Origin of the sequence: Ruegeria sp. MALMAid1280, assembly GCF_049195285.1 — a bacterium.
Taxonomy (GTDB): domain Bacteria; phylum Pseudomonadota; class Alphaproteobacteria; order Rhodobacterales; family Rhodobacteraceae; genus Ruegeria.
Genome location: NZ_JBMIRT010000041.1, coordinates 202,084 through 228,474, shown reverse-complemented (window position 1 = coordinate 228,474; position 26,391 = coordinate 202,084). Strand labels below are relative to the sequence as shown.

At 62.5% G+C, this 26,391-nt stretch carries 28 protein-coding genes; 19 read left to right on the top strand and 9 right to left on the bottom strand.

Features of this window, described 5'->3' with window-relative positions:
• Positions 1-4: 4 nt before the first annotated feature.
• On the top strand, positions 5-3,406 hold the full coding sequence (locus ACOQFT_RS07315) for an efflux RND transporter permease subunit (protein ID WP_421597287.1): 3,402 nt from the start codon (positions 5-7) through the stop codon (positions 3,404-3,406).
• On the opposite strand, the gene ACOQFT_RS07310 is transcribed toward ACOQFT_RS07315, so the two are convergent.
• Both ACOQFT_RS07310 and ACOQFT_RS07305 read right to left on the bottom strand, forming a co-directional pair.
• Positions 3,403-3,825: an NUDIX hydrolase gene (locus tag ACOQFT_RS07310; RefSeq protein WP_421597286.1), complete on the bottom strand. Its 423-nt coding sequence runs from the start codon at positions 3,823-3,825 to the stop codon at positions 3,403-3,405. The genes ACOQFT_RS07315 and ACOQFT_RS07310 overlap by 4 nt on opposite strands.
• Positions 3,826-4,638, bottom strand: coding sequence for a protein-disulfide reductase DsbD domain-containing protein (locus ACOQFT_RS07305; protein ID WP_421597285.1), 813 nt, complete (start codon positions 4,636-4,638; stop codon positions 3,826-3,828). It abuts the gene before it with no gap.
• Between the two features lie 146 nt (positions 4,639-4,784).
• Here ACOQFT_RS07305 and ACOQFT_RS07300 point away from each other — a divergent pair, with 146 nt between their 5' ends.
• The gene (locus ACOQFT_RS07300) at positions 4,785-5,339 is read left to right on the top strand and encodes a YqgE/AlgH family protein (protein ID WP_421597284.1); all 555 of its coding nucleotides are present in this window, start codon (positions 4,785-4,787) and stop codon (positions 5,337-5,339) included.
• Here ACOQFT_RS07300 and ACOQFT_RS07295 read toward each other — a convergent pair whose 3' ends face one another.
• Entirely contained in the window at positions 5,340-6,272 is a 933-nt protein-coding gene (locus ACOQFT_RS07295; protein ID WP_421597283.1) for an L-threonylcarbamoyladenylate synthase, read from the bottom strand. It abuts the gene before it with no gap.
• Positions 6,273-6,428: 156 nt separating this feature from the next.
• On the opposite strand from ACOQFT_RS07295, the gene ACOQFT_RS07290 reads away from it, so the two are divergent.
• From ACOQFT_RS07290 to ACOQFT_RS07260, 7 genes are all read left to right on the top strand, one after another.
• A complete protein-coding gene (locus tag ACOQFT_RS07290; RefSeq protein WP_421597282.1) occupies positions 6,429-8,132 on the top strand; it encodes an acyl-CoA dehydrogenase in 1,704 nt (567 codons plus the stop codon).
• Positions 8,132-9,178, top strand: a complete 1,047-nt coding sequence (locus ACOQFT_RS07285; RefSeq protein ID WP_421597281.1) for an MBL fold metallo-hydrolase — start codon at positions 8,132-8,134, stop codon at positions 9,176-9,178. The genes ACOQFT_RS07290 and ACOQFT_RS07285 overlap by 1 nt, the downstream gene beginning before the upstream one ends.
• Positions 9,179-9,182: 4 nt before the next feature.
• Entirely contained in the window at positions 9,183-9,635 is a 453-nt protein-coding gene (locus tag ACOQFT_RS07280) for a DUF6173 family protein (protein ID WP_170673599.1), read from the top strand.
• Between the two features lie 64 nt (positions 9,636-9,699).
• Entirely contained in the window at positions 9,700-11,538 is a 1,839-nt protein-coding gene (locus ACOQFT_RS07275; protein ID WP_421597280.1) for a glycerophosphodiester phosphodiesterase family protein, read from the top strand.
• The gene (locus tag ACOQFT_RS07270; protein WP_421597279.1) at positions 11,525-12,076 is read left to right on the top strand and encodes a hypothetical protein; all 552 of its coding nucleotides are present in this window, start codon (positions 11,525-11,527) and stop codon (positions 12,074-12,076) included. Before ACOQFT_RS07275 ends, ACOQFT_RS07270 begins: the two co-directional genes overlap by 14 nt.
• A 68-nt stretch (positions 12,077-12,144) precedes the next feature.
• Positions 12,145-12,279: an aa3-type cytochrome c oxidase subunit IV gene (locus ACOQFT_RS07265; RefSeq protein ID WP_170446301.1), complete on the top strand. Its 135-nt coding sequence runs from the start codon at positions 12,145-12,147 to the stop codon at positions 12,277-12,279.
• A gap of 18 nt (positions 12,280-12,297) precedes the next feature.
• Positions 12,298-12,930, top strand: coding sequence for a hypothetical protein (locus ACOQFT_RS07260; protein ID WP_421597278.1), 633 nt, complete (start codon positions 12,298-12,300; stop codon positions 12,928-12,930).
• On the opposite strand, the gene ACOQFT_RS07255 is transcribed toward ACOQFT_RS07260, so the two are convergent.
• Complete coding sequence (locus ACOQFT_RS07255) at positions 12,919-13,251, bottom strand: AzlD domain-containing protein (RefSeq protein ID WP_421597277.1); 333 nt, start codon at positions 13,249-13,251, stop codon at positions 12,919-12,921. The genes ACOQFT_RS07260 and ACOQFT_RS07255 overlap by 12 nt on opposite strands.
• Positions 13,248-13,964, bottom strand: coding sequence for an AzlC family ABC transporter permease (locus ACOQFT_RS07250; protein ID WP_170446294.1), 717 nt, complete (start codon positions 13,962-13,964; stop codon positions 13,248-13,250). The genes ACOQFT_RS07255 and ACOQFT_RS07250 overlap by 4 nt, the downstream gene beginning before the upstream one ends.
• On the opposite strand from ACOQFT_RS07250, the gene ACOQFT_RS07245 reads away from it, so the two are divergent.
• Genes ACOQFT_RS07245 through ACOQFT_RS07220 form a run of 6 tightly spaced genes read left to right on the top strand, consistent with a single transcriptional unit; the run spans position 13,963 to position 18,415 of the window.
• Complete coding sequence (locus ACOQFT_RS07245; RefSeq protein WP_421597276.1) at positions 13,963-14,901, top strand: formate dehydrogenase accessory sulfurtransferase FdhD; 939 nt, start codon at positions 13,963-13,965, stop codon at positions 14,899-14,901. The two genes, ACOQFT_RS07250 and ACOQFT_RS07245, sit on opposite strands and share 2 nt — an antisense overlap.
• Positions 14,898-15,434, top strand: coding sequence for a hypothetical protein (locus ACOQFT_RS07240; protein ID WP_421597275.1), 537 nt, complete (start codon positions 14,898-14,900; stop codon positions 15,432-15,434). The genes ACOQFT_RS07245 and ACOQFT_RS07240 overlap by 4 nt, the downstream gene beginning before the upstream one ends.
• On the top strand, positions 15,431-16,075 hold the full coding sequence (mobA, locus tag ACOQFT_RS07235) for a molybdenum cofactor guanylyltransferase MobA (protein WP_421597274.1): 645 nt from the start codon (positions 15,431-15,433) through the stop codon (positions 16,073-16,075). Before ACOQFT_RS07240 ends, mobA begins: the two co-directional genes overlap by 4 nt.
• On the top strand, positions 16,072-16,563 hold the full coding sequence (mobB, locus tag ACOQFT_RS07230) for a molybdopterin-guanine dinucleotide biosynthesis protein B (protein ID WP_421597273.1): 492 nt from the start codon (positions 16,072-16,074) through the stop codon (positions 16,561-16,563). The genes mobA and mobB overlap by 4 nt, the downstream gene beginning before the upstream one ends.
• A complete protein-coding gene (gene glp, locus ACOQFT_RS07225; RefSeq protein WP_421597272.1) occupies positions 16,560-17,825 on the top strand; it encodes a gephyrin-like molybdotransferase Glp in 1,266 nt (421 codons plus the stop codon). Before mobB ends, glp begins: the two co-directional genes overlap by 4 nt.
• On the top strand, positions 17,822-18,415 hold the full coding sequence (locus tag ACOQFT_RS07220) for a GNAT family N-acetyltransferase (RefSeq protein ID WP_421597271.1): 594 nt from the start codon (positions 17,822-17,824) through the stop codon (positions 18,413-18,415). The genes glp and ACOQFT_RS07220 overlap by 4 nt, the downstream gene beginning before the upstream one ends.
• On the opposite strand, the gene ACOQFT_RS07215 is transcribed toward ACOQFT_RS07220, so the two are convergent.
• The 3 genes from ACOQFT_RS07215 to ACOQFT_RS07205 all read right to left on the bottom strand — a co-directional run bounded on the left by ACOQFT_RS07215 (position 18,412) and on the right by ACOQFT_RS07205 (position 20,409).
• Positions 18,412-19,404: a hypothetical protein gene (locus tag ACOQFT_RS07215; protein WP_421597270.1), complete on the bottom strand. Its 993-nt coding sequence runs from the start codon at positions 19,402-19,404 to the stop codon at positions 18,412-18,414. The two genes, ACOQFT_RS07220 and ACOQFT_RS07215, sit on opposite strands and share 4 nt — an antisense overlap.
• Positions 19,405-19,417: 13 nt before the next feature.
• On the bottom strand, positions 19,418-19,888 hold the full coding sequence (gene greA, locus ACOQFT_RS07210) for a transcription elongation factor GreA (protein ID WP_421597269.1): 471 nt from the start codon (positions 19,886-19,888) through the stop codon (positions 19,418-19,420).
• Positions 19,889-20,028: 140 nt separating this feature from the next.
• Positions 20,029-20,409 carry a VOC family protein gene (locus tag ACOQFT_RS07205; protein ID WP_421597268.1) on the bottom strand — a complete coding sequence of 127 codons (381 nt, stop codon included), beginning with the start codon at positions 20,407-20,409 and terminating at the stop codon, positions 20,029-20,031.
• A gap of 87 nt (positions 20,410-20,496) precedes the next feature.
• Between ACOQFT_RS07205 and soxR the strand changes: the two genes are divergently transcribed.
• The 4 genes from soxR to ACOQFT_RS07185 all read left to right on the top strand — a co-directional run bounded on the left by soxR (position 20,497) and on the right by ACOQFT_RS07185 (position 25,362).
• Positions 20,497-20,952 carry a redox-sensitive transcriptional activator SoxR gene (gene soxR / locus ACOQFT_RS07200; RefSeq protein ID WP_170446277.1) on the top strand — a complete coding sequence of 152 codons (456 nt, stop codon included), beginning with the start codon at positions 20,497-20,499 and terminating at the stop codon, positions 20,950-20,952.
• Between the two features lie 135 nt (positions 20,953-21,087).
• The gene (locus ACOQFT_RS07195) at positions 21,088-22,734 is read left to right on the top strand and encodes a 4Fe-4S dicluster domain-containing protein (RefSeq protein WP_421597267.1); all 1,647 of its coding nucleotides are present in this window, start codon (positions 21,088-21,090) and stop codon (positions 22,732-22,734) included.
• A 104-nt stretch (positions 22,735-22,838) separates the two neighbouring features.
• Positions 22,839-24,551, top strand: coding sequence for a tetratricopeptide repeat protein (locus tag ACOQFT_RS07190; protein ID WP_421597266.1), 1,713 nt, complete (start codon positions 22,839-22,841; stop codon positions 24,549-24,551).
• A complete protein-coding gene (locus ACOQFT_RS07185; protein WP_421597265.1) occupies positions 24,541-25,362 on the top strand; it encodes a 4-(cytidine 5'-diphospho)-2-C-methyl-D-erythritol kinase in 822 nt (273 codons plus the stop codon). The genes ACOQFT_RS07190 and ACOQFT_RS07185 overlap by 11 nt, the downstream gene beginning before the upstream one ends.
• Here the strand turns inward: ACOQFT_RS07185 and ACOQFT_RS07180 are convergent.
• Positions 25,355-26,353, bottom strand: coding sequence for a polyprenyl synthetase family protein (locus ACOQFT_RS07180; protein ID WP_421597264.1), 999 nt, complete (start codon positions 26,351-26,353; stop codon positions 25,355-25,357). The genes ACOQFT_RS07185 and ACOQFT_RS07180 overlap by 8 nt on opposite strands.
• Between the last annotated feature and the right edge of the window lie 38 nt (positions 26,354-26,391).

Genomic DNA, 26,391 nt, shown 5'->3' with positions numbered 1-26,391 from the left:
CGCCATGATGCGCGAGATCCCCGGCGCGGCGGGCGGTATCCTCAGCTATTTCACCCGCCACCGGACGGTCGCCAACCTGCTGTTGCTGGTGATGCTGGTTCTGGGCGCGGCGGCGATCCCGGCGATGCGGGCGCAGTTCTTCCCGGACGTGATCCTTGAACGTGTGAACGTGGACATCGAATGGGAAGGCGCCGGTCCCGAGGATGTGGACAACGGCATCGTGCAACTGCTTGAACCCGCCCTGCTGGCGGTCGAAGGGGTGGCCAGCACGACCTCGACCTCGCGCGAGGGGCGGGCCAATATCAGGCTGGAGTTCGAGCCCAACTGGGACATGTCGCGCGCCGTGGACGAGGTTCGGACCGCCGTCGATGGGGTGACCAACCTGCCTGACGATGCCGAGGAACCCTCGATCAGGCGCGGGGCGTGGCGCGATCGGGTGACGGATGTGGTGGTAACCGGCCCGGTCGATCCGGACCAGTTGGCAAAATTCACCGATGAGCTGATAAACCGCCTGTTTGCGGTTGGCGTGACCCGCACCACGATCCGGGGCATTGCCGCGCCGCGTGTGGTGGTCGAGGTGCCAACGGCGCAGCTGATTGCCAATGACGTCACCCTGTCGGAAATCGCGCAGGCCATTGCGGCCGAGGCGACGGCGAACCCGGCAGGCGACGTCACCGGCGCCAATGCCCGTATTCGCACCGGCACCGAAAAGCGCACTCCAGAAGAGATCGAGGGTATCGCACTGCGCAGTTTTGCCGACGGGTCCAAGCTTTTTGTCGGTGATGTGGCGGAAATCCGGGTCGAAGGGGTCAACCGCAACCGCAGCTATTTCGTTGGCGAGAACCCGGCCATGTCCGTGCGGGTGGACCGGTCCAATCTGGGGGACGCCATCAAGATACAACACACGGTCGAGGACGTGGTGGCCGAACTGCAGGCCAGCCTGCCCGAAGGCGTGACCATCGAACTAATTCGCACACGGGCACAGGCCATCACCGAGCGTCTGGATATTCTGGTCGATAACGGGCTGGTGGGTCTGGGTCTTGTGGTCTGTTTGCTGTTCCTGTTCCTGAACGCCCGCATCGCCTTTTGGGTTGCGGCGGGTATTCCTGTGGCGATGTCCGCGGCGATTGCGTTCATGTATATCGGCGGGCTGTCGATCAACATGATCTCGCTGTTCGGGCTGATCATCACGCTGGGCATCGTGGTGGATGACGCCATCGTTGTGGGCGAACACGCCGATTTCCGCGCCCGGAGGCTGGGCGAGGCCCCAACCGTGGCCGCTGAAAGCGCCGCGCGGCGCATGGCGATGCCGGTCTTTGCCGCCACCCTGACCACGGTGATCGCGTTCTTCGGACTCACTGCCATCGGTGGCCGGTTCGGAGAGTTGATTGGCGACATCCCCTTTACCGTGATCGCGGTGCTGCTGGCCTCGCTGATCGAATGTTTCCTGATCCTGCCCAACCACATGGCCCATGCGATTACGCATTCGGCCAAGGAGCATTGGTATGACTGGCCCAACCGGGTGGTCAATCGCGGGTTCCGCTGGGTGCGGGACCACCTGTTCCGCCCGCTGATCGCATGGGTCGTCTGGGCGCGCTATGTGGTTGTGGCGGTGATGGTGGTGATACTGGCCAGCCAGATTGCCCTGTTCATTAGGGGTGATGTGAACTGGCGGTTCTTCAACGCGCCCGAACGCGGCTCGGTCACCGGCAATTTCATCATGGTCGAAGGTGCCACCCGCGAAGACACGCTGGAAATGATGCACCAGATGCAGCGCGCCGCGGAAGAGCTGGGCCAGATTTACGAAGAGCGTCACGGGCGAAATCCCATCGACTATATTCTGGCCGAGGTTGGCGGCAATGCCGGTTGGTTCAACCTGAGTGCCGCCGATGGCAAGGACAAGGACCTGCTGGGCGGAGTTTCGATTGAACTGATCGACTCGGACCTGCGCCCCTATTCCAGTTTTGAGTTCGTGCGCGAGCTGCAGGATTTCGTCCCGCGCCATCCCAAGGTCGAGCTGCTGACCTTCCGCGGCTGGCGTTCCGGGCCCGGTGGCGATGCGATCGACGTGCAGTTCTATGGCGCTGACGTGAACACGCTAAAGGCTGCGTCCGAGGATCTGCAGGCCGAGCTGTCGAAATACCCCGAAGTGTCGGCGCTTGAGGACAATCTGGCCTATGACAAGGAAGATTTCATTCTGGACCTGACGGCCAAGGGGCAGGCGCTGGGCTTCCGCATGGAAACGCTGGGCCGCGTCTTGCGGGATCGGCTGAACGGGATCGAGGCCGCAACCTTCCCCGACGGCCCGCGCAGCGCCGAGATCCGGGTGGAACTGCCCAAGGGCGAGCTGACCGCCGATTTCCTGGAACGCACGCTGATGCGCACACCGGACGGGGTCTACGTGCCGCTGGCCGATATCGTTTCGGTCGAGCGTAAATCAGGCTTCTCGGCCGTGCGGCGCGAAAACGGTCTGCGGGTGATTTCCGTGATCGGTGACATCTCTGAAGACGACCCGGCCCGCGCGGCGGAAATCGCCCGTGCCCTGAGCGAAGAGATTCTGCCCGATATCGCCGCCGAACGGCAGGTCGAATGGCAGATGGCGGGCCTGAGCGAGCAGGAGGATGAATTCCTGAACGAGGCCCGCACCGGCCTGATCCTGTGTCTGACCGGCATCTATCTGGTGCTGGCCTGGGTTTTTGCCAGCTGGACGCGGCCTGTGGTGGTGATGGCGATCATTCCGTTTGGCCTGGTGGGCGCGATCTGGGGGCATTACATCTGGGATGTACCGCTGAGCATGTTCACCGTGATCGGTTTGCTGGGGATGACCGGGATCATCATCAATGACTCGATTGTTCTGGTGACGACCATCGACGCCTATCAGCAGGACCGAGGGCTGGTGCCGTCGATTGTCGAGGGCACGGCGGATCGGCTGCGCCCGGTGATGCTGACGACGCTGACCACGGTTTTGGGGCTGACACCGCTGCTGTATGAGGGCTCGCAACAGGCGCAATTCCTCAAGCCCTCGGTGATCACGCTGGTTTACGGGCTGGGCTTCGGGATGCTGCTGGTGCTGTTGCTGGTGCCCGCACTGCTGGCCATCTTGAACGATCTGGCGCGCCCGATGACCGCGATGCGCCGGGCACTGCGGGCTCCGGACCGGGTCGTGCAGGGCGCGGTGACCGCCACCGGGATGGCGCTGCTGATGTGGTTCGGTGTGACGATGGTCTGGCCTGCAATCTCGGATGCGCCTTTTGGCCTGTTGTCGGGGCTTTATGCAGGTGAGGAGGGCGTTGCGGCCCTGCAAATGGGGCTGGGGGCTTTCCTTGCCGGCGCCGTGCCGATCCTAGTCTTGAGTGTCGTGCTGTCCGGCCTGCTCTACGCTCGCCTCAGAGGACGGGCGGTTTAAACCCGACGCAGGGCGGTTTCCAGCAGGTTGATGACGCGGTCGCTCATCGGCAGATCGCCCCGGCGTATTTGATCAATCGGATACCAGCGGGCGTCCAGCGCATCATCCCCGGCCAGCGGAACACCCGCGCGATACTGACAGGCGACCCCAACCAACAAATAGTGCGACTGCACAGCGCCTTGGGCGTCTTGGCGCAGCAGGTCCAGATTGTCGAGATAGTGCAGCGGCTCGGCGATGATTGAGGTTTCCTCGCGCAGCTCGCGCTGTGCCGCCTGCATGACGGTTTCGCCCCATTCCACATGGCCGCCCGGAAAGCCCCATAGCCCCGCGTCCGGCTGCTTGCTGCGCTGCACCAGCAGCACCTGGGCGTCATGCACGACAACAGCCAGCGCGCCGATCTTCGGGGTTTTCTCCATCATTCAGCCCGCGCTGCAGCCCCGAATGTCGACGGCGTGGTTGGCGCCCAGCACCGTGATCCTGATCTCGGACCGGTCCAGCGCGAAAGGCCCGCCCGAGGCGCTGATCACCTCGGATGTGGCGACCAAAGTATCACCCTGCCGCGTGGTTTCAGGCTGCGAAGCCCAAAGCGCCGGGTTGCCCGGTTCGATCACGGCCACCTCGCGCCCGCCGGCCGAGGGCATTTTCACGCGGGCTTCGATCTGCATCCCGTCCGAGGTTGGGGTCAGGTGGCAGCTTGCGGCGGTTACACGCGCCTCTTTCGCGGAATACGGGCGCTGGGCCAGAGCCGCAGCGATAGCAGGGTTGCGGCCGGCATCGGCGTTCAGCGTATGGTCGAAATCCAACCGCTCGGGGATGCAGACATCCTTGCAGACGCCCAGATCCACATCCCCGCGCAGCCGCACGGGTTTGGCGGGGTTCTTGGGCGTGATCTCGACCGGCAGCACCAGTTGATCCGCATACCCGATGGATTGCAGGCCGTTCTGCACAAACACATCCGGCGCGGGCCAGGTGATCGACACTTCACCCACATTCTGCGAGCCGCGCCAGTCAAACTGTGGCGGAATACCGGCGTCGCCCGGTGCGCGCCAATAGGTTTTCCAGCCGTCCTTCAGCGTCAGCCGCAACGCGCCCAGATAGGTGCCGCTGGCGGTGCGCCCGCCATCCAGCACGTCCAGTTGCACAACTCCGTCCACGTCCTGCGCCAGTGCGGGCGCAGTCAGGGCGAAACAGGCGGTCAAGGCGACCGCGGTTGGCTTCAGAAAACACGTCATACCCCATAAATGCGTGGTCGGGGCCGGGATTCCAAGTCACGTTCCGGTCACTTGGATGAAATCTGGCGAAAATTGGCCTCTTCCCTTGCCAATCCCCCTGCGCCGGGGCCATTGTTGACGGGGGACGAAGCAAGAGATGTAAATCCATGGACCTGACCGGAAAACTGTTGATTGCGATGCCTGGCATGGGTGATCCGCGCTTCGATCATTCGGTGGTTTACATGTGCAGCCACGGCGAAGACGGGGCGATGGGTCTGATCATCAACAAGCCCTCGGATTTGCGGATCAAAACCCTGCTGAGCCAGTTGAACATTGCTTGCCGCATCCCGGTTGTGGGGGAACGGCTGGTGCATTTCGGCGGCCCGGTCGAGATGTCGCGCGGCTTTGTCCTGCACAGCGCGGATTATGAGGCCAACCTGCATTCGATGCAGATTTCCGATGATTTCAGCATGACCGCGACGCTGGATGTGCTCGAGGATCTGGCCTCGGGGCGTGGGCCTTTGAATTCGACGCTGGCGCTGGGGTATTCCGGCTGGGGACCCGACCAGTTGGAGGATGAGATTGCCATGAACGGCTGGCTAACCACCGACGCGACCCAGAAACTGGTGTTTGACGTGCCCGATGACGAGAAATGGGAGGCCGCGCTGGCGACGCTTGGCGTTGACCCGCTGACCCTGTCGGCCAGCGCCGGGCGTGCCTGATCAGCTGTCACGCGGCGCGGCAGCGCGGCGCAGGCGGTCATTGATGGCCGCGCCCAGACCCTGATCCGGGATCGGTGACACCGCAATCGGGCGACCCGTGGCGTTAAGCCTATGCAGGGCCGAGAACAGATTAGCCGCAGCTTCGGTCAGGTTGCCCTTTTCCGACAGATTGAAATCGCACTCGACGGGGCCAAAGCCCAGCAACATCTCATCCCCTTGCGGATTGTCGGCATTCAGCCGCACCGGCGCGTCCGGGGCGTAGTGCGATTGCAGCTGGCCCGGCGCGGTCAGCAGGTCACCGGCCTGATGGATGTGCAGTTCTGTGCCCAGAACAGATTCGACCTGTTCCAGCGCTACGCCGCCGGGACGCAGCAGAGAGGGTTCCCCGGCCAGCCCGACGATAGTGGATTCCAGCCCGACACCGCAGGGCCCGTCATCCAGAATGGCCGCAATGCGCCCGTCCAGCCCGGCGCGCACGTGATCGGCAGTTGTCGGGCTGATCTGGCCCGAAGGGTTGGCAGACGGGGCCGCGACCGGCCCGTCGAACGCCGCCAGCAGCGCCCGCGCGGTGCCATGAGCGGGCACACGGACCGCCAGCGTATCCAGCCCCGCCGTGACCAGCGGAGAAATCCCATGCCCGTCGCGCAGCGGCAGCACCATCGTCAGCGGGCCGGGCCAGAAGGCAGCGGCCAAAGCCTCGGCCCGGTCGGACCATTCGACATAACGCTGTGCCGCCTCGACCGATGCAACATGTGCGATCAACGGGTTGAAACTGGGCCGCCCCTTGGCAGCGTAGATGCTGGCCACAGCCTCGCTATTGCGGGCGTCACCGCCCAGCCCATAGACTGTTTCGGTGGCAAAGGCGACCAGCAGGCCCTGCCGCAGCAGGTCTGTCGCCTGCGCGATTCCGCCCGGATCGGCGGATAAATCCATTGTGCCGTTAGGGATCATATCTGGTGACGCCGCGTTTTGATTGCTTGTACCATCTGGCTGGCTAGGTAATCGAATTGATCAAGGATGCATAAAGGTGGGCATTGCAATTTCCAACCCCACCCACGAAAAACCATACAGTTAGCCCCGAGGGAACTCATGCCATACCGCGCGCCCATTTCCGATTATGAACTGCTTTTCCGCCACGTGGTCGGGTTCGATCAGATTGCCGCGACCGAGAAATTCTCGGAAGCCAGCGAGGATGTCGTCGGCGCGATCCTGACCGAGGCCGGCAAGATGTGCGAAGAGGTGATGGCCCCGTTGCAGCGCCCCGGCGACCTGCAGCCCGCGCGGCTGGAAAACGGCGTGCTGCGGACCTCGCCCGGCTATGCCGACGGCTGGAAGGCAATCGCCGAAGGCGGCTGGATCGGGATGAGCGGTGATCCCGAGCATGGCGGTATGGGCCTGCCGATGACCCTGACCACGGCGGTGAACGAGATGATGTCGGCGGCCTGCCTGTCGCTGCAATTGGCGCCGCTGATGACCCAGGGCCAGATTGAGGCACTGGAGCATCACGCCAGCGACGAGTTGAAGGCGCTGTACCTGCCCAAGATGATGTCGGGCGAATGGGCGGGCACCATGAACCTGACCGAGGCGCAGGCCGGGTCGGATGTGGGCGCTTTGTCGTCCAAGGCCGAGGCCAATGGCGATGGCACATATTCGGTGACGGGGCAGAAGATCTTCATCTCGTGGGGTGACAACGACTTTACCGAGAATGTCTGCCATCTGGTGCTGGCGCGTCTGCCCGACGGTGTGCCGGGGACCAAGGGAATTTCGCTGTTTCTGGTGCCCAAGTACCTGCCCGACGAAAACGGCAATCCCGGTGTAGCGAACGATCTGAAGGTCGTTTCAGTCGAACACAAGATGGGCCTGCACGGCTCGCCCACCTGCGTGATGCAGTATGACGGTGCCAAGGGCTGGCTTGTGGGTAAGGAACATGGCGGTATGGCCGCGATGTTCACTATGATGAACAACGCCCGTCTGGGTGTCGGCGGTCAAGGTGTGGGCGCCGCCGAAGGGGCGTATCAACACGCGCTGGCCTATGCGTTGGAGCGCAAGCAGGGCAGGACGCCCTCGGGCACGATCATTGACCACGCGGATGTGCGCCGGATGCTGATGACCATGCGCGCCGACACCTTTGCCGCGCGGGCGATCATGTTGGCCAATGCGGCCGCGATCGACATGGGCAACGCCACCGGCGATGCCGAATGGAGCGCGCGGGCCGCGCTGCTGACCCCGATCTGCAAAGCCTTCGGCACGGAAACGGGTATGCGCGTGTCCGAGACCGGCGTTCAGGTCCACGGCGGCATGGGCTTTATCGAAGAAACCGGAGCGGCGCAGTATTACCGCGATGTCCGCGTGACTGCGATCTACGAAGGCACCAATGGCATTCAGGCCATGGACCTTGTGGCGCGCAAGATGATGGATGGCGGTGAGGCCGCTTCGCGCCTGCTGGATGAGATCGAGGATCACGCCGAAGAGGCCCGCGCCACCATGCCCGATCTGGCGGGTCCGGTCTGGGAGGCCACCGAAAGCCTGCGCGAAACCACCGAATGGATCGTGGCGCAGTCCGACATGAACACCCGCTTTGCCGGTGCTGTGCCTTACCTGCACGCCTTCGCCCGCGTTCTGGGTGCGCATTACCACCTCAAGGCCGCATTGGCCGAACCCAATGGCTCGCGCTTCAAACTGGCGCGGTACTACATCAACGCGCTGTTGCCGGAATATGCCGGTCTGCTGGCGCAGGCTCAGAACGGGGCCGGGGACCTTTATGCCCTCAGCGCAGAGGAATTGGCGGTCTAATGGACGGGGAAACTCCTTTGGCGATCCGATACCCATGGCCCGAGCCCCCGGCACCGGGGCTGGCCGTCGAGGTCGCCGACGGTGTGCTGTGGATGCGTCTGCCGCTGCCGATGGCGCTTGATCACGTCAATGTCTATGCGCTGGATGATGGCGACAGCTGGACGGTGATCGACACCGGCATTTCGTCGAACAAGACCCGCCGGGTCTGGGAAATGCTTATGGCCGGGCCGCTGGGCGGCAAACCCGTGACCCGCGTGGTGGTCACGCATCACCACCCCGATCACGTCGGCAATGCGGGCTGGTTCCAGTCCGAGCACGGCGCAGAAGTGGTCACGACCCGCACTGCCTGGCTGTTTTCGCGGATGCTGCAACTGGATGTGCAGGAAACCTGGCCGCAAGAGACGCTGGATTACTACCGCAGCGCAGGGATGCATCCCGACGTACTGACCAAGCGCATGGCCGAACGCCCATTCAATTTCTGCGATACGGTCTATCCAATGCCGCTGGGCTTTACCCGCATCAAACAGGGCAACGTGATCCGCATGGGTGGGCGTGACTGGGATGTGCATATGGGCAATGGCCACGCGCCCGAGCACGCCACCTTCTGGAGCCGCGATGACAATCTGGTGATCACCGGCGATCAGATCCTCAGCTCGATCAGCCCTAATCTGGGCGTCTATGTCACCGAGCCGATGGCCGATCCGGTGGCCGAATGGCTGGAGGCCTGCGAGCGGTTGCAAGGGCTGGCGCGGCCCGACCAACTGGCGCTGGGTGGGCATAAGCTGCCCTTCACCGGCCTGCCGCTGCGGATGCGGCAACTTATCGACAACCACCACGGTGCGCTGGATCGTCTGCAGGACTATCTGGGCACGCCGAAAACCGCCGCCGAATGTTTCACCCCGCTGTTCAAACGTCAGATTGGCGAAGGCGAATACGGGCTTGCGCTGGTCGAGGCGGTTGCACATCTGAACCATCTTTACCACATTGGAGCTGTGACCCGGACGCGGCGCGCGGACGGGGCGTGGGAGTTTCAGCGCAAAGGGTAAAGCCATGCAGGACCAGATCGAAACATCGGCCGAGGCAGCAGAAGCGGCGGCTTTGCCCAGGTGTTACGAGTTTCACGCGAACCCCAACGCTGAGTCCGCGGCCAAGAATCTGCCCGAGCCACTGCAAAAACCGGTTCAGACCAAAAGCCCGGCGCAATGGGCCTATGAACGGCTGATCCTCTATATCCAGAACTTCGAAAAGACGCTGACCGGCGATCAAGAGGTCGCCATGGGCTTTACCGGCGGCGATGCCGGGGTGATGCGGATCGAGGGCATGGGTTATTTCGATCCCGATATCATCACCTTCTACGGCTCGGACGCGAGCGGGGCGCGGACCCAACTGGTGCAGCATGTCAGCCAGCTGAACGTGATGCTGCGCGCCCTGCCCAAATCGGTCGAGGACAAGCCTGCCAACCGCATCGGTTTCCGGCTGGCAAAGGATCTGGAGGAAAGCTGACCGCCTGACTTGCAATTCACGTCTGCGCAGCCTTGAATGAGTGCACCATTCAAGGGGGTGCCGCGTGTCCGATTTTTCAGCCGTTACAAGCGCCTACAAGGGTGCATGGGCGCGCCGTCGCGTCTTTGTGCCGATCTATGTCGCCGTGCGCCTGCTGCTGGTTGCCCTGATCGCGCCAGCTGTGGCGCTCACCGTCAATCTGGCGGTGTCGCTGTCGAACCAGACCGCGCTGACGGATCAGGCCATCGCCGCCTTCATCCTGTCACCGGTGGGTTTTGTCGCGGCGATTGTCGTGCTCAGCCTGTTTCTGCTGGCCGAGGTGTTTGTGTTCTCGGTCATGGCCGGATCGCTGCGGATGGGCGAATCCGATCCGTGGCGTGCGGGCGGTTCCGCCATCGGCCTGATCCTGTCGCGGCTGCCGGCGCTGTTCGGTTTTGCGGTGCGTTTTGTGCTGCGGGTTTTGGTGCTGATCCTGCCCTTTGCAGTCGTTGCGGCCGTAATCGCGTGGTGGACGCTGACCGAATATGACATCAACTACTATCTGACCTTCCACCCGCCGTCGTTCTGGATTGCGGTAGCTCTGAACGGGGCCGTGGTTCTGGCCATGGCCTGGGTTCTGATCCGTCGCCTGTCGGCCTGGGCGCTGGGCCTGCATCTGGTCCTGTTCGAAGGCGTTCACCCCGCCCTTGCCTTCAACATCAGCGCCACCCGGATGCAGGGCAAACGCGGGCGCCTCAAGATCGAGCTGGCGATCTGGCTGATCCTGCGCCTGATCATCGCGGGCCTGATCGCATGGGTGGCCGGGCTGCTGTTTGCCATTGTGCCGCTGCAGGGGGCCAGCCACTTGCGGCTGGCGCTGATCTACAGCCTGTTGGTGGCCGGTCTCTGGTCCGTGGCTGGCCTCGTGCTGGCGGCAACGGCATTGGGCGCGCTGGCCGTGCTGCTGGACGGGTTCTTCGAGATCAAAACCGAAGAACCGCCGCATCCTGAACCCGGCAGCCTGCGTGTTCCACTATTCGCCGCCCTCGGCGCCGCCGTGGTGGCTGTGCTGATCGGACTGTGGTTCGGGCAGCATCTGCTGGAACGCATACAGGCGCCGGACCGGGCTGAGGTGATCGGCCATCGGGGCGCTGCGGCGCTGCGGCCTGAAAACACAATGGCCTCGGTGCTGAAGGCAATCGAAGACGGGGCGGACTGGGTCGAAATCGACGTGCAGGAATCGGCGGATGACGTGATCATCGTTGCCCATGACAGTGATTTCATGAAACTGGCGGGGGTGAACCTCAAGGTCTGGGATGCCACGATGGAGGACATCGCTCAGATCGATATCGGCAGCTGGTTCGGCCCCGAATATGCCGACGAACGCACCCCCACCCTGCGCGAGGTGCTGGAGGTCGCAAAGGGTAAGGCCAAGGTCATCATCGAGCTGAAATACTACGGCCATGATGTTGATCTGGAAAACCGCGTGGCAGCGCTTGTCGAAGAGCTGCAGATGCAGGACGACATCGCCACCATGTCGCTGAAATACCCGGCGGTGCAAAAGATGAAAAAGCTGCGCCCTGACTGGCGGGCAGGGGTTCTGGCCGCGACGGCCGTCGGCGATCTGACCGGGCTGGAAGGTGATTTCATCGCCGTCAACGCCGCGATGGCAACGCCGGGGCTGGTGCGCTCGGTTCATGCGGCGGGCAAGGATATCTATGTCTGGACGGTGAACGACCCGCTGCAGATGTCGGCCATGGCCTCGATGGGGGTGGATGGTCTGATCACCGACCGCCCCGCGATGGCCAATGAGGTGCTGCGAGTGCGCGCCGAAATGGGCCCGGCCGAGCGGCTGCTGCTGTGGCTGGCGACCACCTTCGGGATGTCCGTCGACACACAGGCGATGCGCGATGAAAACCCGTAGTCTGTGCGTGACCCTCGCGCTGATTGCGGCCCCCGCCGTGGCGCAGGATTTCATGCGCAATATCGAGATGCCTGCCCACCGTGCGCTGATCGCGCAGCGTGGGGGCACGGAACCGATCCTGTTCGAAACCGATGGCTGTTCCGGCGGCCTGTCAGCCAGTTGGCGCTTTGTGGCCGAGACTTTTCCCAAGTTCAGCGCACTCTACGAAGCACATCCGCCGTGGGAATATTGCTGCGTGACCCATGACCGCGCCTATCACAATGCGGGCGGGGCGACGCAGGCCGGGAACAGCTATGAGGCGCGCCTGTCAGCGGATGACGCGCTGCGCGCCTGCGTCAAACAGCACGGGGTCGACAATGCCGACGAATATGCCGAACGGTACGACATGACGCCGGACCAGATTCGCACGGCCCATTCCATCACCGCCGAAGCGATGCACGCGGCGGTGCGGCTGGGTGGCGGCCCCTGTTCCGGCCTGCCCTGGCGCTGGGGATTCGGGTATCCGGGCTGTTCGGTATTCCTGCCTGCGCCCGAATGACGTGGTGACAGGCCCATGATTTTCGATTATCCAACATCTTAAACACGCGAACTGGGAATCTCTGACCAATGGCTGAATACAAGCACGGCGACATGGACATCAACGTCCAGGAAAAAACCTTCAACGGCTTTATCAAGGCCACCACATGGTGCGTGGTTGCCATCGCTTTCCTGTGCCTGTTCCTGGCGGTCTTCGCCTCTTAATCCAAAACGGGGATCACCGTGATCAGGATTTTGCTTGCCTGCCTGCTGGCAGTGGCAGTGGCGGGCTGCACCGGCTCGCAGCGACCTCAGGCGGATCAGTCGGAAGTTGTGGCCCGATCCTATCGTGATCCGGGGCCGTCGACGCTGACCCTCTATACGATGATCAATACCCGGACCGGTTCGGGTGCTCATACGTCATTGATGATCAGCGGCAGTGAGCGAGTGATCTTTGACCCCGCAGGTTCGTTTCGCGCGGATGTAGTGCCGATAAGGAATGACGTGCTGTATGGCATTACCCCGAACGTCGAACGCGCCTATCGCAGCAGCCACGCGCGTGAGACGCATTTTGCGCGAATCCAAACCATCGAGGTCACGCCGCAACAGGCCGAGATCGCCCTGCAACTGGCCAAGCAGATGGGGCCGGTGTCCAGCGCGTACTGCGCCAACTCGACATCTCAGCTGTTGCAGCAGGTACCGGGGTTCGAGCAGATCAGCACCACTTTCTATCCGGTCAAACTGTCCGAGCAATTCGGCGGGTTGCCGGGGGTGGTCACCAGCGAGTACCGCGAGAATGACGACGCCGATCTGCAAAAGGGGCTGGCGGCGAACAACGCCGTTCTGAACCAGCAGGACGTGGCCTTACCCCAATAGGTATAACAGGCCATAGAGGGTTCCGGCCCCGGAAAATATGGCCGCCAGCACGTTTTTCGTGATCAGTCCAACTGTCAGGGCAACGGCGGCCGCAGCCATGCGCGGTGCGTCCGCCTGCCCGCCGGTTGCGGTTGGCCACACCACCAGCGGCGCGATCAGTGCTGGCAGGATGGCCACGGCGGTATAGCGCAGGTGGCGTAGCAGCCAGGGTGGCATCGGGCGGTCTCCGACCAGACCGATGAAGACAAAGCGCAGGGCATAGCTGCCAAAGGCCAGCCCGATGATGATCGTCCAGATCGTGACGGGATCGGGATGGGTCATGCGTCGACCTTTCTGCGTTGGGCGATCAGTTCAGCCTGAGCGCCTGCGATCATCCCGGCACAACCTGCGATCAAAAGTCCCAGATTGTAGGGAAGGGCTACGGTCAGCAACGAAACGACAATCGCCACCAGCGCGGCGACCACATGGGGAAAGGTTCGCATCATCGGTCCGATCATGGCCAGAAAGGTGATCGGCAGGGCAAAGTCCAGCGCCCAGCTTTCGGGAATGCGCGTCCCCAGAACCGCACCCAGATAGGTGGCCAGAATCCAAAGCGGTGTAATCGGGGTGACCGAGCCTACGAAATAGGCCATGCGCTGGGGCACGGTCATCTTCGGCTCTTTTTCGAACTGCACGATCGAGCAGGCATAGGATTGATCGACCGTCAGGTAGGCCGCACAGGCCCTCTGCCACAGGGGTGCCGCCCCCAGAAACGGCGTCAGCGAGGCTGAATACATCGCCATCCGCAAGTTCACCGCCAGCGCCGAGATCAGAATGATGGCGGTGGGGGTCTGGTCCTGCAACAATTGCAAGGCGGCGAATTGCGCAGCCCCGGCAAAGACCGTTGAGGTGAGCATCATGGTCTGGACGATATCCAGACCGGCTTCGGTCGCGAAAACGCCGAACAGAGTGCCAAAAGGGATTGCGACAAAGATGAACGGTGACCCGTCGCGAAAACCCTTCCAGAAGTACGACTTGGATGTGGTGTCTGCCATGGCTAAATCCTATGGTGATGCCCGCAGCACTAACGGTCTTGGGAAAGGGTTGCAATTGGCCACGGAACTGGATCTTTCGGATTACATCATCGCCCCCGACCCGGGCGCGGCCCGCCTGACCCGTGCGGTTGAAGGCGTGGACCAGAACGGCGAGGTCAGCCAGATCTCGGTGGTCGAAGAACGCCCGCTGACGATTTTCCTCAACGCGCAGGAAATCGTGACGGCGATGACCATCGGCGATTATCCCGAGTATCTGGCGCTGGGCTTTCTGCGTAATCAGGGCATGTTGCTGGCCGATGACCAAATCACCCGTGTCGATTACGATGACGATCTTGAAACCGTCATCGTCCGAACTGCGCGTGAAACCTCGTACGAGGACAAGCTCAAGAAAAAGACCCGCACCAGCGGCTGCGCGGTCGGCACAGTGTTCGGCGACATGATGGAGGGGCTTGAGGACGTTCGCCTGCCGCAGGTTCAGGTGCGAACCTCGTGGCTTTACGATCTGGCCGCCAAGATCAATCGGACGCCCTCGTTGTACCTCGAAGCGGGCGCGATCCACGGCACCGTCTTGTGCTGCGAGAATCGCCCTTTGGTCTATATGGAGGACGTGGGCCGCCACAACGCGGTCGACAAGATCGCGGGCTGGATGCTGTCCGAGGGCGAGGCGGCGGAGGACAAGCTCCTTTACACCACCGGCCGCCTGACCTCGGAAATGGTAATCAAAACGGCGATGATGGGCATCCCTGTGCTGGCGTCCCGCTCGGGCTTTACCGCCTGGGGTGTCGAGATTGCCCGCGAGGTTGGCCTGACCCTGATCGGCCGGATGCGCGGCCAGCGGTTCGTGTGCCTGTCGGGCGAGGACCGCCTGCTGCGCGATGTGGACCCGGCGACCGTGGCGGTTGAGGACAAGAAACATCGCAGGAAGAGTGCGGGATGATCTTAGAAACACTCTACGCCTTCGCATTGTTCGTTTTGATAATTAGCATTTTGCCCTTGGGTTTTCTGATGCTGCGAAGCTACGCACGCAGCAAGCGAGGTGTAATAGAGGGATTGGCACGATTAGAGCCAAATGTTCTTCGCCGATTGGGTTGGGAACCCGCTGAGTACATTGGGACATTCGACCTGAGCGCCCCTTTTCGGTTGGGATGGCAGTCTTGGGGACTGTTGGTGCAGCAACAGAACGTGGCCCTTCAACGGGTTTTACTTCACGGTTTGCCCAAGTCTTTGGAGTTTTCTGGAGAGACGCAAAAATCGGCGCGCAGATTTCGGCGTTACTTTTGCGCCTTGTTTGTTGTTGGTGCCGTGGTCGTTTTTCTACCTGCCTACTATCGCTTAAGCCGTGTTCTGGCCGAATTTACAGGGGTGTCCGCGGACATATGGTACATTCTGTTCGGCCTCTGCATCGGGTCTTTGGTTTTTCTTCCACCGGAGAAGTACAAGAAATGGCCTGTAATTGAGGATACACCATGACCAAACCGCTCGGAGTTATCCTCGCAGGTGGTCTGGCCACCCGGATGGGTGGTGGCGACAAGGGCCTGTTGCAGATCGGCGGGCAGAGCTTGCTGTCGCATGTCATCGGCCGTTTGACCCTGCAGGTGGACGGGCTGGCGCTGAACGCCAATGGTGATCCTGAACGGTTCGCAGACCTGAACCTGCCTATTCTGCCGGACACGATCGAAGGGTTCGCAGGCCCTCTGGCGGGCGTTCTGGCGGGGTTGGATTGGGCGGCGGATCAGGGCGCCGACTGTATCGTCACCGCCGCCGCCGACACGCCGTTCTTTCCGCGCGATCTGGTGGCCCGCCTGATGCAGGCCGCAAAGGGGCAAACCCATCCGCTTGTGCTGGCGACCACGCCGCGCACCGGGGATGAGGCGCTGAAATCGGGCGGCAGCAAGCGTATCAACCGCCACCCGACCTTTGGCCTCTGGCCGGTGGCGCTGCGTGATGATCTGCGCGATGCGCTGAACGACGGGCTGCGCAAGGTGGTGCTGTGGACGGACAAACATGGCGGGCGCGAGGCGTTGTTTGACACCGAACCCTTCGATCCCTTCTTCAACGTCAATACGCCCGACGATCTTGCGCGGGCGGAAAAGCTGCTGGAGCAGGCATGAGGGTTTACGGCGTCACCGGTTGGAAAAACGCGGGCAAAACCGGGCTGATGGAGCGGTTGGTGACCGAGATCACCGGGCGGGGTTTCACCGTTTCGACCCTCAAACACGCCCATCACAGCGTCGACGTAGATCAGCCGGGCACCGACAGCTATCGCCACCGCAGCGCTGGCGCGTCCGAGGTGCTGCTGGCCTCGGGCCAGCGCATCGCCATCATGCAGGAACTGCGCGGCGCGCCCGAGCCGTCTCTGGCCGAGCTGCTGGCGCGTTTGTCACCTGTTGATCTTGTGTTGATCGAGGGGTTCAAACGCGAAGCCCATCCCAAGGTCGAGGCGTTTAGGGCCGAGGCCAAGAACCCATTGATGGCGCCGGAAAACGCAACCATCCGCGCCGTGGCCAGCGATACGCCGCTGGCCGTGGATTGCCCCGTATTTGATCTGAATGACACCGCCGCCATTGCGGATTTCATCCTGCAGGAGGTCGGGTTATGACCAAGCCTAACATTGCACCTCCGCCTCTGCGCAACGATTGTTTTGCGCTGCCCGCCGGAGTGAACTGGACACCGGTGGATGACGCGCTGGCACTGCTGCGCCAGCGGTTGGCGGTGGTGAAGGGCACCGAATCCGTGCCATTGGAGCAGGCAACCGGGCGCATTCTGGCCGAGGATGTCATCGCAAAACGCTCGAACCCGCCGCTGCCGAATACGGCGGTGGACGGCTATGGTTTTGCCGGTGCCGCGCCCGAGGGTCCGCAGGTGATGCCCCTGCATCCGGGGCGCGCGGCGGCGGGCATTCCGTTTGATGGCACTGTGCCCGATGGCCATGCGCTGCGCGTGCTGACCGGTGCCGCCCTGCCTGCGGGCGTGGATACGGTTATACTTGAGGAAGACGTTACCGTTCAGGAGGGCCACATCGCCTTTCACGGCCCCCTGAAACAGAGCGCCAACACGCGCCGCGCGGGCGAGGATGTGGCCGAGGGCGATCCGGTTCTGTGCGCCGGGCGCAGGCTGACACCTGCCGATCTGGCCTTGCTGTCCGCGACGGGGCTTGCTGAGGTGCCTGTTCGGGAAACGCTGCGGGTGGCTGTCTTGTCCACCGGGGACGAATTGGTCGAACCCGGAGAGCCCGCCGGTCCGGGCCAGATATTCGACGCCAACCGCCCGATGCTGTTGTCGCTGATCGCCCGCATGGGGTTTCAGCCGGTGGATATGGGGCGCGTCGAAGATGACCGTGACGTCCTGCGCGACCGTCTGAACCGGGCGGCAGAGCAGGCGGATTTGATCCTGACCAGCGGTGGCGCGTCGGCAGGGGACGAGGATCACGTCTCGGCCTTGTTGCGGCAGGCGGGTGCGATGCAGGAATGGCGGATTGCGCTGAAACCTGGTCGCCCCTTGGCGTTGGGTATGTGGGACGGAACGCCGGTTTTCGGTCTGCCGGGCAACCCGGTTGCGGCCATGGTCTGCACGTTGATCTTTGCCCGCCCCGCCTTGGGCCTGATGGCGGGAGAGGGCTGGCAGGCCCCGCAAGGCTTTGACCTGCCCGCCGCATTCGAAAAACGCAAGAAACCGGGCCGCCGCGAATACCTGCGCGCCCGTGTCCGCGATGGCCGGGCCGAGGTGTTCGCCTCGGAAGGGTCGGGCCGGATCAGCGGGCTCAGCTGGGCCGAGGGGCTGGTCGAGATCGAGGACGGCGCACGCCACATCAAACCGGGCGATATGGTCCGGTTCATTCCCTACGGAAGCTTTGGGTTGTGACTGTCAGGATCGAACAGGGGTTTTCCGAGGCGGAACGGCCGCAGGCCGCAGCCCTGTTCTGGCAGGCTTTCGCAGCCAAGCTGCACAAGGTCATGGGGCCGGACAAAAAGGGGCTGTCCTTCATAGAACTTTCCATAAATCCGCAATTTGCCCTGGTTGCGCGGGACGGTTCAAATCAGATGCTGGGGCTGGCCGGTTTCAAAACCAAGGATGGCGCGCTGGTTGAGGGCAGCCTGTCCGATATGGCCAAAATCTATGGCTGGTTTGGCGGCACATGGCGCGGTTTGGTGCTGAGCGTTCTGGAGCGGGATCTGCAACCCGGCGTGTTCCAGATGGACGGTATCTTTGTCGCGGCAGAGGCGCGCGGGCAGGGTGTCGGAACCGCACTGCTGTCCGCGATCAAGGATCAGGCCCGCAAATCGTGCATGTCGGAGGTGCAACTGGACGTGATTGACACTAACCCACGTGCAAAGGCCCTGTATGAACGCGAAGGGTTCAAAGCCATAAGCAGGGAAGAGACCGGGCCGTTTCAGTATCTGTTCGGATTCAGTAGCGCCACGCGCATGAGCTGGCCTGTCACCGCGCCTTAGTCAAACGTCCCGGCCACACGCCCCAGCAGCATGAAAGCCCGCGCCGTACGGGTTTCGCCAAGGGCGGTCAAGTCGGCGTCGCTGGCCTCGGGCTCGAAGGCGACGATCATGTGGTCGAAGCGGCGCAGGAAATGATGCGCGGCATCGCGGAAGATCGGGTCCTGTTTCATCCGCGCCGCCGTCAGCGCCAGCGAGGATCGGTCGCGGATGCCGCCCAATGCGGCCACCGAACGCCCGCGCGCGCCCTGTGCGAACTGCCGCCAGACCTCGGGCCGGGCCATGTCGGGGCGCAGGTCATCCATATAGATGCCTTCCTGGCTGAGCAGGGTCAGAACGTCCTGCGAAGCCTGCACCAGCTGCGCGGTCTTGCGGTCTTTCAGCGCCAGACGCAGGGCATTGAACCCTTCGGTATCATCCTGCGTTTCAGGAAAGTTCAGCGCGCGGATGAAGATATCGGTGCCAAGCGGCGGCGCGATGTCCTCGGCCTGCGTACCCAGTTCCAGCGTTGTCTGGTCGCCGGTGCCGTTCGGGGCCGCCGCACGCGCGGGCTCGGTGCGTTTGGTCGAAAACGTCGCCAGCGCGCTTTCCGTCTTTTTTGTTGCCTTGGCGATTTCATCCAGTTTCTTGCTGACCGCCGGTTCATAGGAACTGGCCGCACGCTGTTGCTGGATGACATAGGTCTGCCGGATCGCGTCGATCGCGGTCTGCAGGCGTTCGCTTTCCTCGCGCATCACGCGGCTGGCCCGCATCGCGGTGGCGGCAACCCAGATCATCGCCACCGGCATGAACACCGCCAACAGGGTCACGACGAATCCACCGCCCTGCGTCTGGCCGGGCAGCACCAGAAACACCACCGACACCACCAACCAGATCACGCTGAGCACGATGGCCGCGATCTCGATCTCGGTCACTGCCGGGCGCGAGGGCTTGTCATAGATGCCCAGCGAAGTCGGTCGCTCGGGTTCCTGCTCGGGCGAGGGTTCGGACATTGGGACGCTCCGGTCAGGCGTACTCGATACTCAGCACTTCGTAAGACCGCACGCCACCGGGGGTGCGCACCTCGACACTGTCGCCTTCGTCCTTGCCGATCAGGGCGCGGGCGATGGGCGATTTGATGTTCAGCAGGCCGTTTTCGATATTGGCCTCATACTCACCCACGATCTTCCAGGTCTTTTCCTCGTCGGTGTCTTCGTCGACCAGTGTGACCCGGGCGCCGAACTTGATCGCGCCGGACAGCTTGGCCGGATCGATCACATCGGCCAGCGACAGGATGCCTTCCAGCTCCTTGATGCGGCCTTCGATAAAGCCCTGCTTTTCGCGCGCCGAGTGGTATTCGGCGTTTTCCTTCAGGTCGCCCAGTTCGCGGGCTGTGGCGATGGCCTCGATGATCGCAGGGCGCTCAACGGATTTCAGGTTTTTCAGCTCTGCCTCGAGCGCGGCATTGCCCGCAGGCGTCATGGGAATCTTTTCCATACTCTTGTCGTCCACGCATAAAGTGATTCGCCCCGCCGCATGGAGTCAGCGTCGGGGCGATTTGATGGGTTGGCAAATACCTGACCCAAATGAGGCGTGAAATGCAAGAGGGCATGGCTATGCACCGGGCGGATTACAGCCTAGGCGTAACTAATCACCTCAAATTCGATGTCATTGTCATCGTTGAAGTAGAACCGGCGGCCCGGTTCGTAATCGGCATGGGATTTGGGGGTGAACCCTGCGTCGATCACTTTCCGCTCGGTGGCATCGATATCTTCGACCAATACGCCCACGTGGTTCAGACCCCCGACAATGTCATAGCTGCTTTCATCCGACGGTTTCGGGTCGCTGGGTGCGTAAAGTGCCAGATAGGTATGTTGGCTGCCCACATGCACCGTGTATCCGCCCGCAATGGCCGGGCCTTCCCAGCGGGTTTTCCAGCCAAACACCTTGTGCATCCACGCGGCCGAGGCCTGCGGGTCGCGGACGGTGAAATTGGTGTGTTCAAGCGTCGCCATCATGGGATCTCCTTTGCGAATTGAGGCTTGTCCCGACTCACCGTAATTTCTAAACCTAACTTTAGGTCAAGGAAATTTTGCGAGGTTGAAATGGCGGTTTCCGAAGGGTTGGCAATTGGCGCGCTGGCGCGGCGCACCGGGTTGGCGGTTTCCGCCATTCGATACTACGAGGCGCAGGGGCTGATCGCGCCCTGGCGCAATGCGGGCGGGCAGCGGCGGTATCAGCGCGCCGACATCCGGCGGCTGAGTTTCATCATGATCGCCCAGCAGTTCGGTCTGACCCTGCCCGAGATTCGCGAGGTGCTGTCGGGCTTGCCGGGGAACCGCACGCCGACGCCGAAAGACTGGCAAAAGATCAGCATCGGCCTGCGGTCGCATCTGGACCAGCGAATCGATACCCTGACGCGGTTGCGCGACAATCTGGACGGCTGCATCGGCTGCGGCTGCCTGAGCCTGCCGAAATGCGCCCTTTACAACCCTGATGACCGCGCCAAATCCCATGGTAGCGGTCCCAGATACCTGATGGGGGACGCTCCCGAGGCATAACTGCCGCATTGCAGCAATGTTACGCCGTGTTTTGATTGACCAAGGTCTTTCAGACCATGTAATCAGCCGTGAAACAATATTGCGCAGACCACGCAGTGAAAGCGCCAATTCGGAAAGTTAGCTAAGGAGCCCGCGATGGCCGAGATTGAACGCGAAGCGATGGAATACGATGTGGTGATCGTGGGTGCAGGTCCCGCGGGCCTGTCGGCGGCCATCCGTCTGAAACAGCTGGATGCCGACCTCAACGTCGTGGTTCTGGAAAAGGGCTCGGAAGTGGGCGCGCATATCCTGTCGGGCGCGGTTCTGGACCCGTGCGGGCTGGACGCGCTGATCCCGGACTGGAAAGAAAAGGGCGCGCCGCTGAACGTGCCGGTGCACGAAGACAATTTCTACATGCTGGGTGAGGCCGGTAAAATCCGCATCCCCAACGCGCCCATGCCACCGCTGATGAATAACCACGGCAACTATATCGTTTCGATGGGCAATGTCTGCCGCTGGATGGCCGAACAGGCCGAAGAGTTGGGCGTGGAAATCTTCCCCGGCATGGCCTGTTCCGAGCTGGTCTACGGCGACAATGGCGAGGTCAAAGGCGTGGTTGCCGGTGTTTTCGGTCTGGAACCCGACGGGTCCTATGGTCCGGGCACCGAGCCGGGGATGGAGCTGCACGGCAAATACGTCTTCCTGTCGGAAGGTGTTCGCGGTTCGTTGTCCAAGGAGGTTATCGCCAAATACGACCTGTCCGCTGGTAAAGAGCCGCAGAAATACGGCGTCGGCATGAAGGAAATCTGGGAGATCGACCCGGCCAAGCACAAGGAAGGCACCGTCACCCACACGATGGGTTGGCCGCTGGGCAGCAACGCGGGTGGCGGGTCATTCATCTATCACCTGGAAAACAATCAGGTCTATGTCGGTTTCGTGGTGCACCTGAACTACAAGAACCCGCACCTGTATCCGTACATGGAATTCCAGCGCTTCAAGCATCACCCGATGGTGGCCGAGCTGCTGAAAGGCGGCAAGCGCGTGGCCTACGGTGCCCGCGCGATCACCGAGGGCGGCTGGCAGTCGATGCCGAAACTGGTGGCCCCGGGCGTGGCCCTGCTGGGTTGTTCTGCGGGCATGGTCAACGTGCCGCGCATCAAGGGCAACCACAACGCGATGCTGTCGGGCAAGGCCGCCGCTGAAGCTGCCTATGACGCCATCAAGGCAGATCGTTCGGGTGACGAACTGACCGCTTACGAAACCGATGTCCGCGAAGGCCCCATTGGCAGCGACCTGAAAAAAGTGCGCAACGTCAAGCCGCTGTGGTCGAAATACGGCCTGACCGCCAGCCTGGTGCTGGGTGGCATGGACATGTGGACCAACACGTTGGGCTTCTCGCTCTTGGGCACGCTGGGCCACGGCAAGAACGACGCGCTATCGACCGAAGAAGCCAGCAAGCATCAGCCCATCGATTATCCCAAGCCCGATGGCACGCTGTCCTTCGACCGTCTGACCAACGTCTCGTTTGCGATGACAAACCACGAGGAAAGCCAGCCCTGCCATCTGAAACTGACCGACCCGGACATCCCGGTAAAGGTCAACCTGCCCAAGTTCGACGAACCGGCGCAGCGCTATTGTCCGGCGGGTGTGTACGAGATGGTCGAGGATGAAGAAGGTCCGCGATTCGTGATCAACTTCCAGAACTGCGTCCATTGCAAAACCTGCGATATCAAGGACCCCAGCCAGAACATCACCTGGACCACGCCGCAGGGCGGCGACGGGCCGAACTATCCAAACATGTAAGCAAAAAACCGGGCACTGGCAGGGTCGTGAAGGCTCTGCCATTGCCTCTTGCCAGTCAAAGCCCTAGCTTGTTGCGCAGACAAGAATAGCAAGGCAGGATTGTGGTGGTTTCTCTGGTTCGTCGCGCAGCGCTGGCTGTGCTGTTCACCTCGTCTTTTGTTTTTCCGGTTCATGCGGATACAGGGTCCGGCGCCTATCTGGCCGGCCGTCAGGCGATTTACGAGAACGACTATTCTGCGGCCGAGAAATACTATGCCCGGGCCCTGAAGGCCGATCCCGAAAATGCGACCCTGCTGGAAAGTGTTGTCGTCGCCCGCCTGTCTCTGGGCGAGGTACAGCGTGCGCTGTCGGTTGCACAGGTGATTGAAGATATGGGCCTGCCCAGCCAGGCGGCGCGGATGGTGATCACCGCCACTCTGGGCGCCGAAGGCAAGCTGGACGACCTGTTGGCCTTGGATCACGAAACGCAGGGCGTGGGGCCACTGGTCGACGGTCTGATGATGGGCTGGGCCTATATGGGGCAGGGCGCCATGACCCGCGCCATGGAACAATTCGATGAGGTCGCCACGCAGGACGGGCTGCGGGACTTTGCGCTGTATCACAAGGCGCTGGCGCTGGCCTCGGTGGGTGATTTCGAAGGCGCCGAAGAGGTGTTCACAGAGCATAACGGTGCCGTATCCCGCTTTTCGCGCCGCGCGGCCCTGGCCCGGGCCGAGGTCCTGTCGCAACTGGATCGCCATGACGACGCATTGCAGTTTCTGGCCGAGGTCTTTGCCGCCGGCAGCGATCCGTCCATCGAGGGCTATGTCGCGCGTCTGAGCGCCGGTGAAACGCTGCCGTTCACCCATGCGCAGTCGGCTCAGGAGGGGATGGCGGAAGTGTTCTTTTCCGTCGGTGCCGCGCTCAGCAACGAGGCGGCGCAGAATTACGTCCTGCTTTATGTGCGCATCGCCGCGTTCCTGCGCCCCGACCACGTGGATGCGATCCTGCTGAGTGCCGAGTTGCTGGACGATCTGGAACAATATGATCTGGCGGTGGATGCCTATCGCAAGGTGCCGCCCAGCAGCAGCGACTACCACGCCGCCGAGTTGGGCCGGGCCGAAGTGCTCAGCCGATGGGGCAAGAAAGATGCCGCAGCCGAAGTGCTGCAGACGCTGGCCAGCCAAAGCCCGTACCTGCCCAGCGTGCATGTGGCGCTGGCCGATCTGCAGCGCCAGCAAGAGGAATACGCGGCGGCCGTCGCGTCCTATGACAGGGCCATTGACCTGACCGAGGGCAGCACCGGCGGCAATTGGTTCCTGCACTATGCCCGCGGAATCTCGCATGAGCGGTTGAAGAACTGGGATCAGGCCGAGGCCGATTTCCGCCGTGCGCTTGAATTGAACCCGGATCAACCGCAGGTGCTGAACTATCTGGGCTATTCGCTGGTCGAACGGCACGAGAAACTGGACGAGGCGCTGGACATGATCGAACGCGCCGTCGCGGCGCGGCCGGACAGTGGTTATATCGTCGACAGTCTGGGCTGGGTCCTGTTCCGTCTGGGCCGCTATGACGAAGCGGTCGAGCATATGGAACGCGCTGTCGAACTGATGCCGGTCGATCCGGTGGTGAATGACCATCTGGGCGACGTCTACTGGGCTGTGGGCCGTGGACGCGAGGCCGAGTTCCAGTGGAGCCGCGCCTTGTCCTTCATCGACCCGTCAGACACAGATGCTGAGGCCGACCCCGAACGCATCCGCCGCAAGCTTGAGATCGGGCTGGACGCGGTTCTGGCCGAAGAAGGGGCCGAGCCGCTGAAGGTCGCCAATGGCAACTAAGGCCTTTGCGCCCGCCAAGATAAACCTGACCCTGCATGTGACCGGCCAGCGCCCCGACGGCTATCACCTGCTGGATTCGCTGGTGGTGTTCGCAGATGTCGGCGACACGCTGGAGTTCACCCCCGGCCCTGCATTGTCGATGGCGGTCTCCGGTGAACACGCGGCGGGCGTGCCCACGGACAACCGCAATCTGGTCTGGAGAGCCGCCGAGGCTGCGGGCTGGACCGGGCATATCGACCTGAACAAGGTGCTGCCCCATGGCGGCGGGATCGGTGGAGGGTCCTCGGACGCTGCCGCAACACTCCGGATGATTGCGGATCAAGGGCTGGCCGTCTCGCCGGATGCGGCACAGTCTTTGGGTGCGGACGTTCCGGTGTGCATGTGGGCTTCTGGTGCACGGATGCGTGGTATCGGCGAGCAGTTGGAGCCGGTCCCCTTGCCCCTCTTGCCCGCGCTGCTGGTCAATCCCGGCGTCGAAGTGCCCACAGGCGCGGTGTTCTCGGCTTTGGCCAGCCGTGACAACCCGCCCATGCCTGACGTGATACCAGCCTTCACAGTACCCGAGGACTGTGCCGCATGGCTGCGGGATCAGCGCAATGATCTTGAACCGCCCACCACCGGGCTGGCCCCGGATGTGGCCCGTGTGCTTGAAGAGCTGACAGACACCAAACAGGTCCTTCTGGCCCGGATGTCGGGCTCAGGTTCGACCTGTTTCGCGCTGTATCCAACCATGAAAGACGCGCATTTCGCGGCCTATGAGATCGGCGCGGCCCATCCCGATTGGTGGTGTCGCGCGACGCAGCTTAGTTGAGGCGCGAGACCACGTAGTCGGCCAGATCACGCAGCAGGGTGCGGATCTCGTGGTCGGGCAGGGCGTCCAGCGAGGCCTTGGCCTTGGCGGCCCATCCGAACGCATCCGCGCGGGTAGCGTCCAGAGTGCCGTATTTGCCCATCAGGCTTAGCGCGTGGTCCAGATCGCCGTCTTCCTGACGGCCCCGACCAATCGTGCACTCCCAAAAGGCGTATTCTTCGGGGGTTGCTTGCGCCACGGCCTTGATCACCGGCAGGGTCAGCTTGCGTTCACGGAAATCGTCACCGACATTCTTGCCAGTGGCCTTGCTATCGCCCTGATAATCCAGCAGATCATCCGCGATCTGGAAGGCAATGCCCAAGGCGTCGCCATAGTCGTACAGCGCCTTGACCTGCTCTTCCGACGCGCCGGCGATAACGCCCCCAACCTCGGTCGCGGCGGAAAACAGCGCGGCGGTCTTGCCGCGCACGACCTGCAGGTAAATCGCCTCATCCGTGCCCAGATCGGTGGCGGCGGTCATCTGCAGCACTTCGCCTTCGGCAATGGTGGCCGAGGCATTGGCTAGGATGTCCAGAACCCGCAGCGACCCGGTCTCGACCATCAGCTGGAAGCTGCGGGAGAACAGGTAATCGCCGACCAGAACGCTGGATTTGTTGTCCCACAGCAGGTTCGCCGTTGGCCGCCCGCGCCGCTGGGCACTTTCGTCCACCACGTCATCATGCAGAAGGGTGGCCGTGTGGATGAATTCGACCGTTGCGGCCAGACGCACATGGTGGTCGCCCTTGTATCCGAACAGCCGCGCGGCCGCCAATGTCAGCATCGGGCGCAGGCGCTTGCCACCGGCCTCAACCAGATGTGCGGTAACCTCGGGGATGCGCGGAGCATGATCCGAGGCCATGCGCGTTCGGATCAGCTCGTTGACCGCGTCCATTTCGCCGGCCAGAATTTCCGCCAGCCGTTCATGCGGTTTCGTGATCGTGTCGATATCCATCACACTCCTGATACAAGGCTCGACTTTCGGCGGTCCTT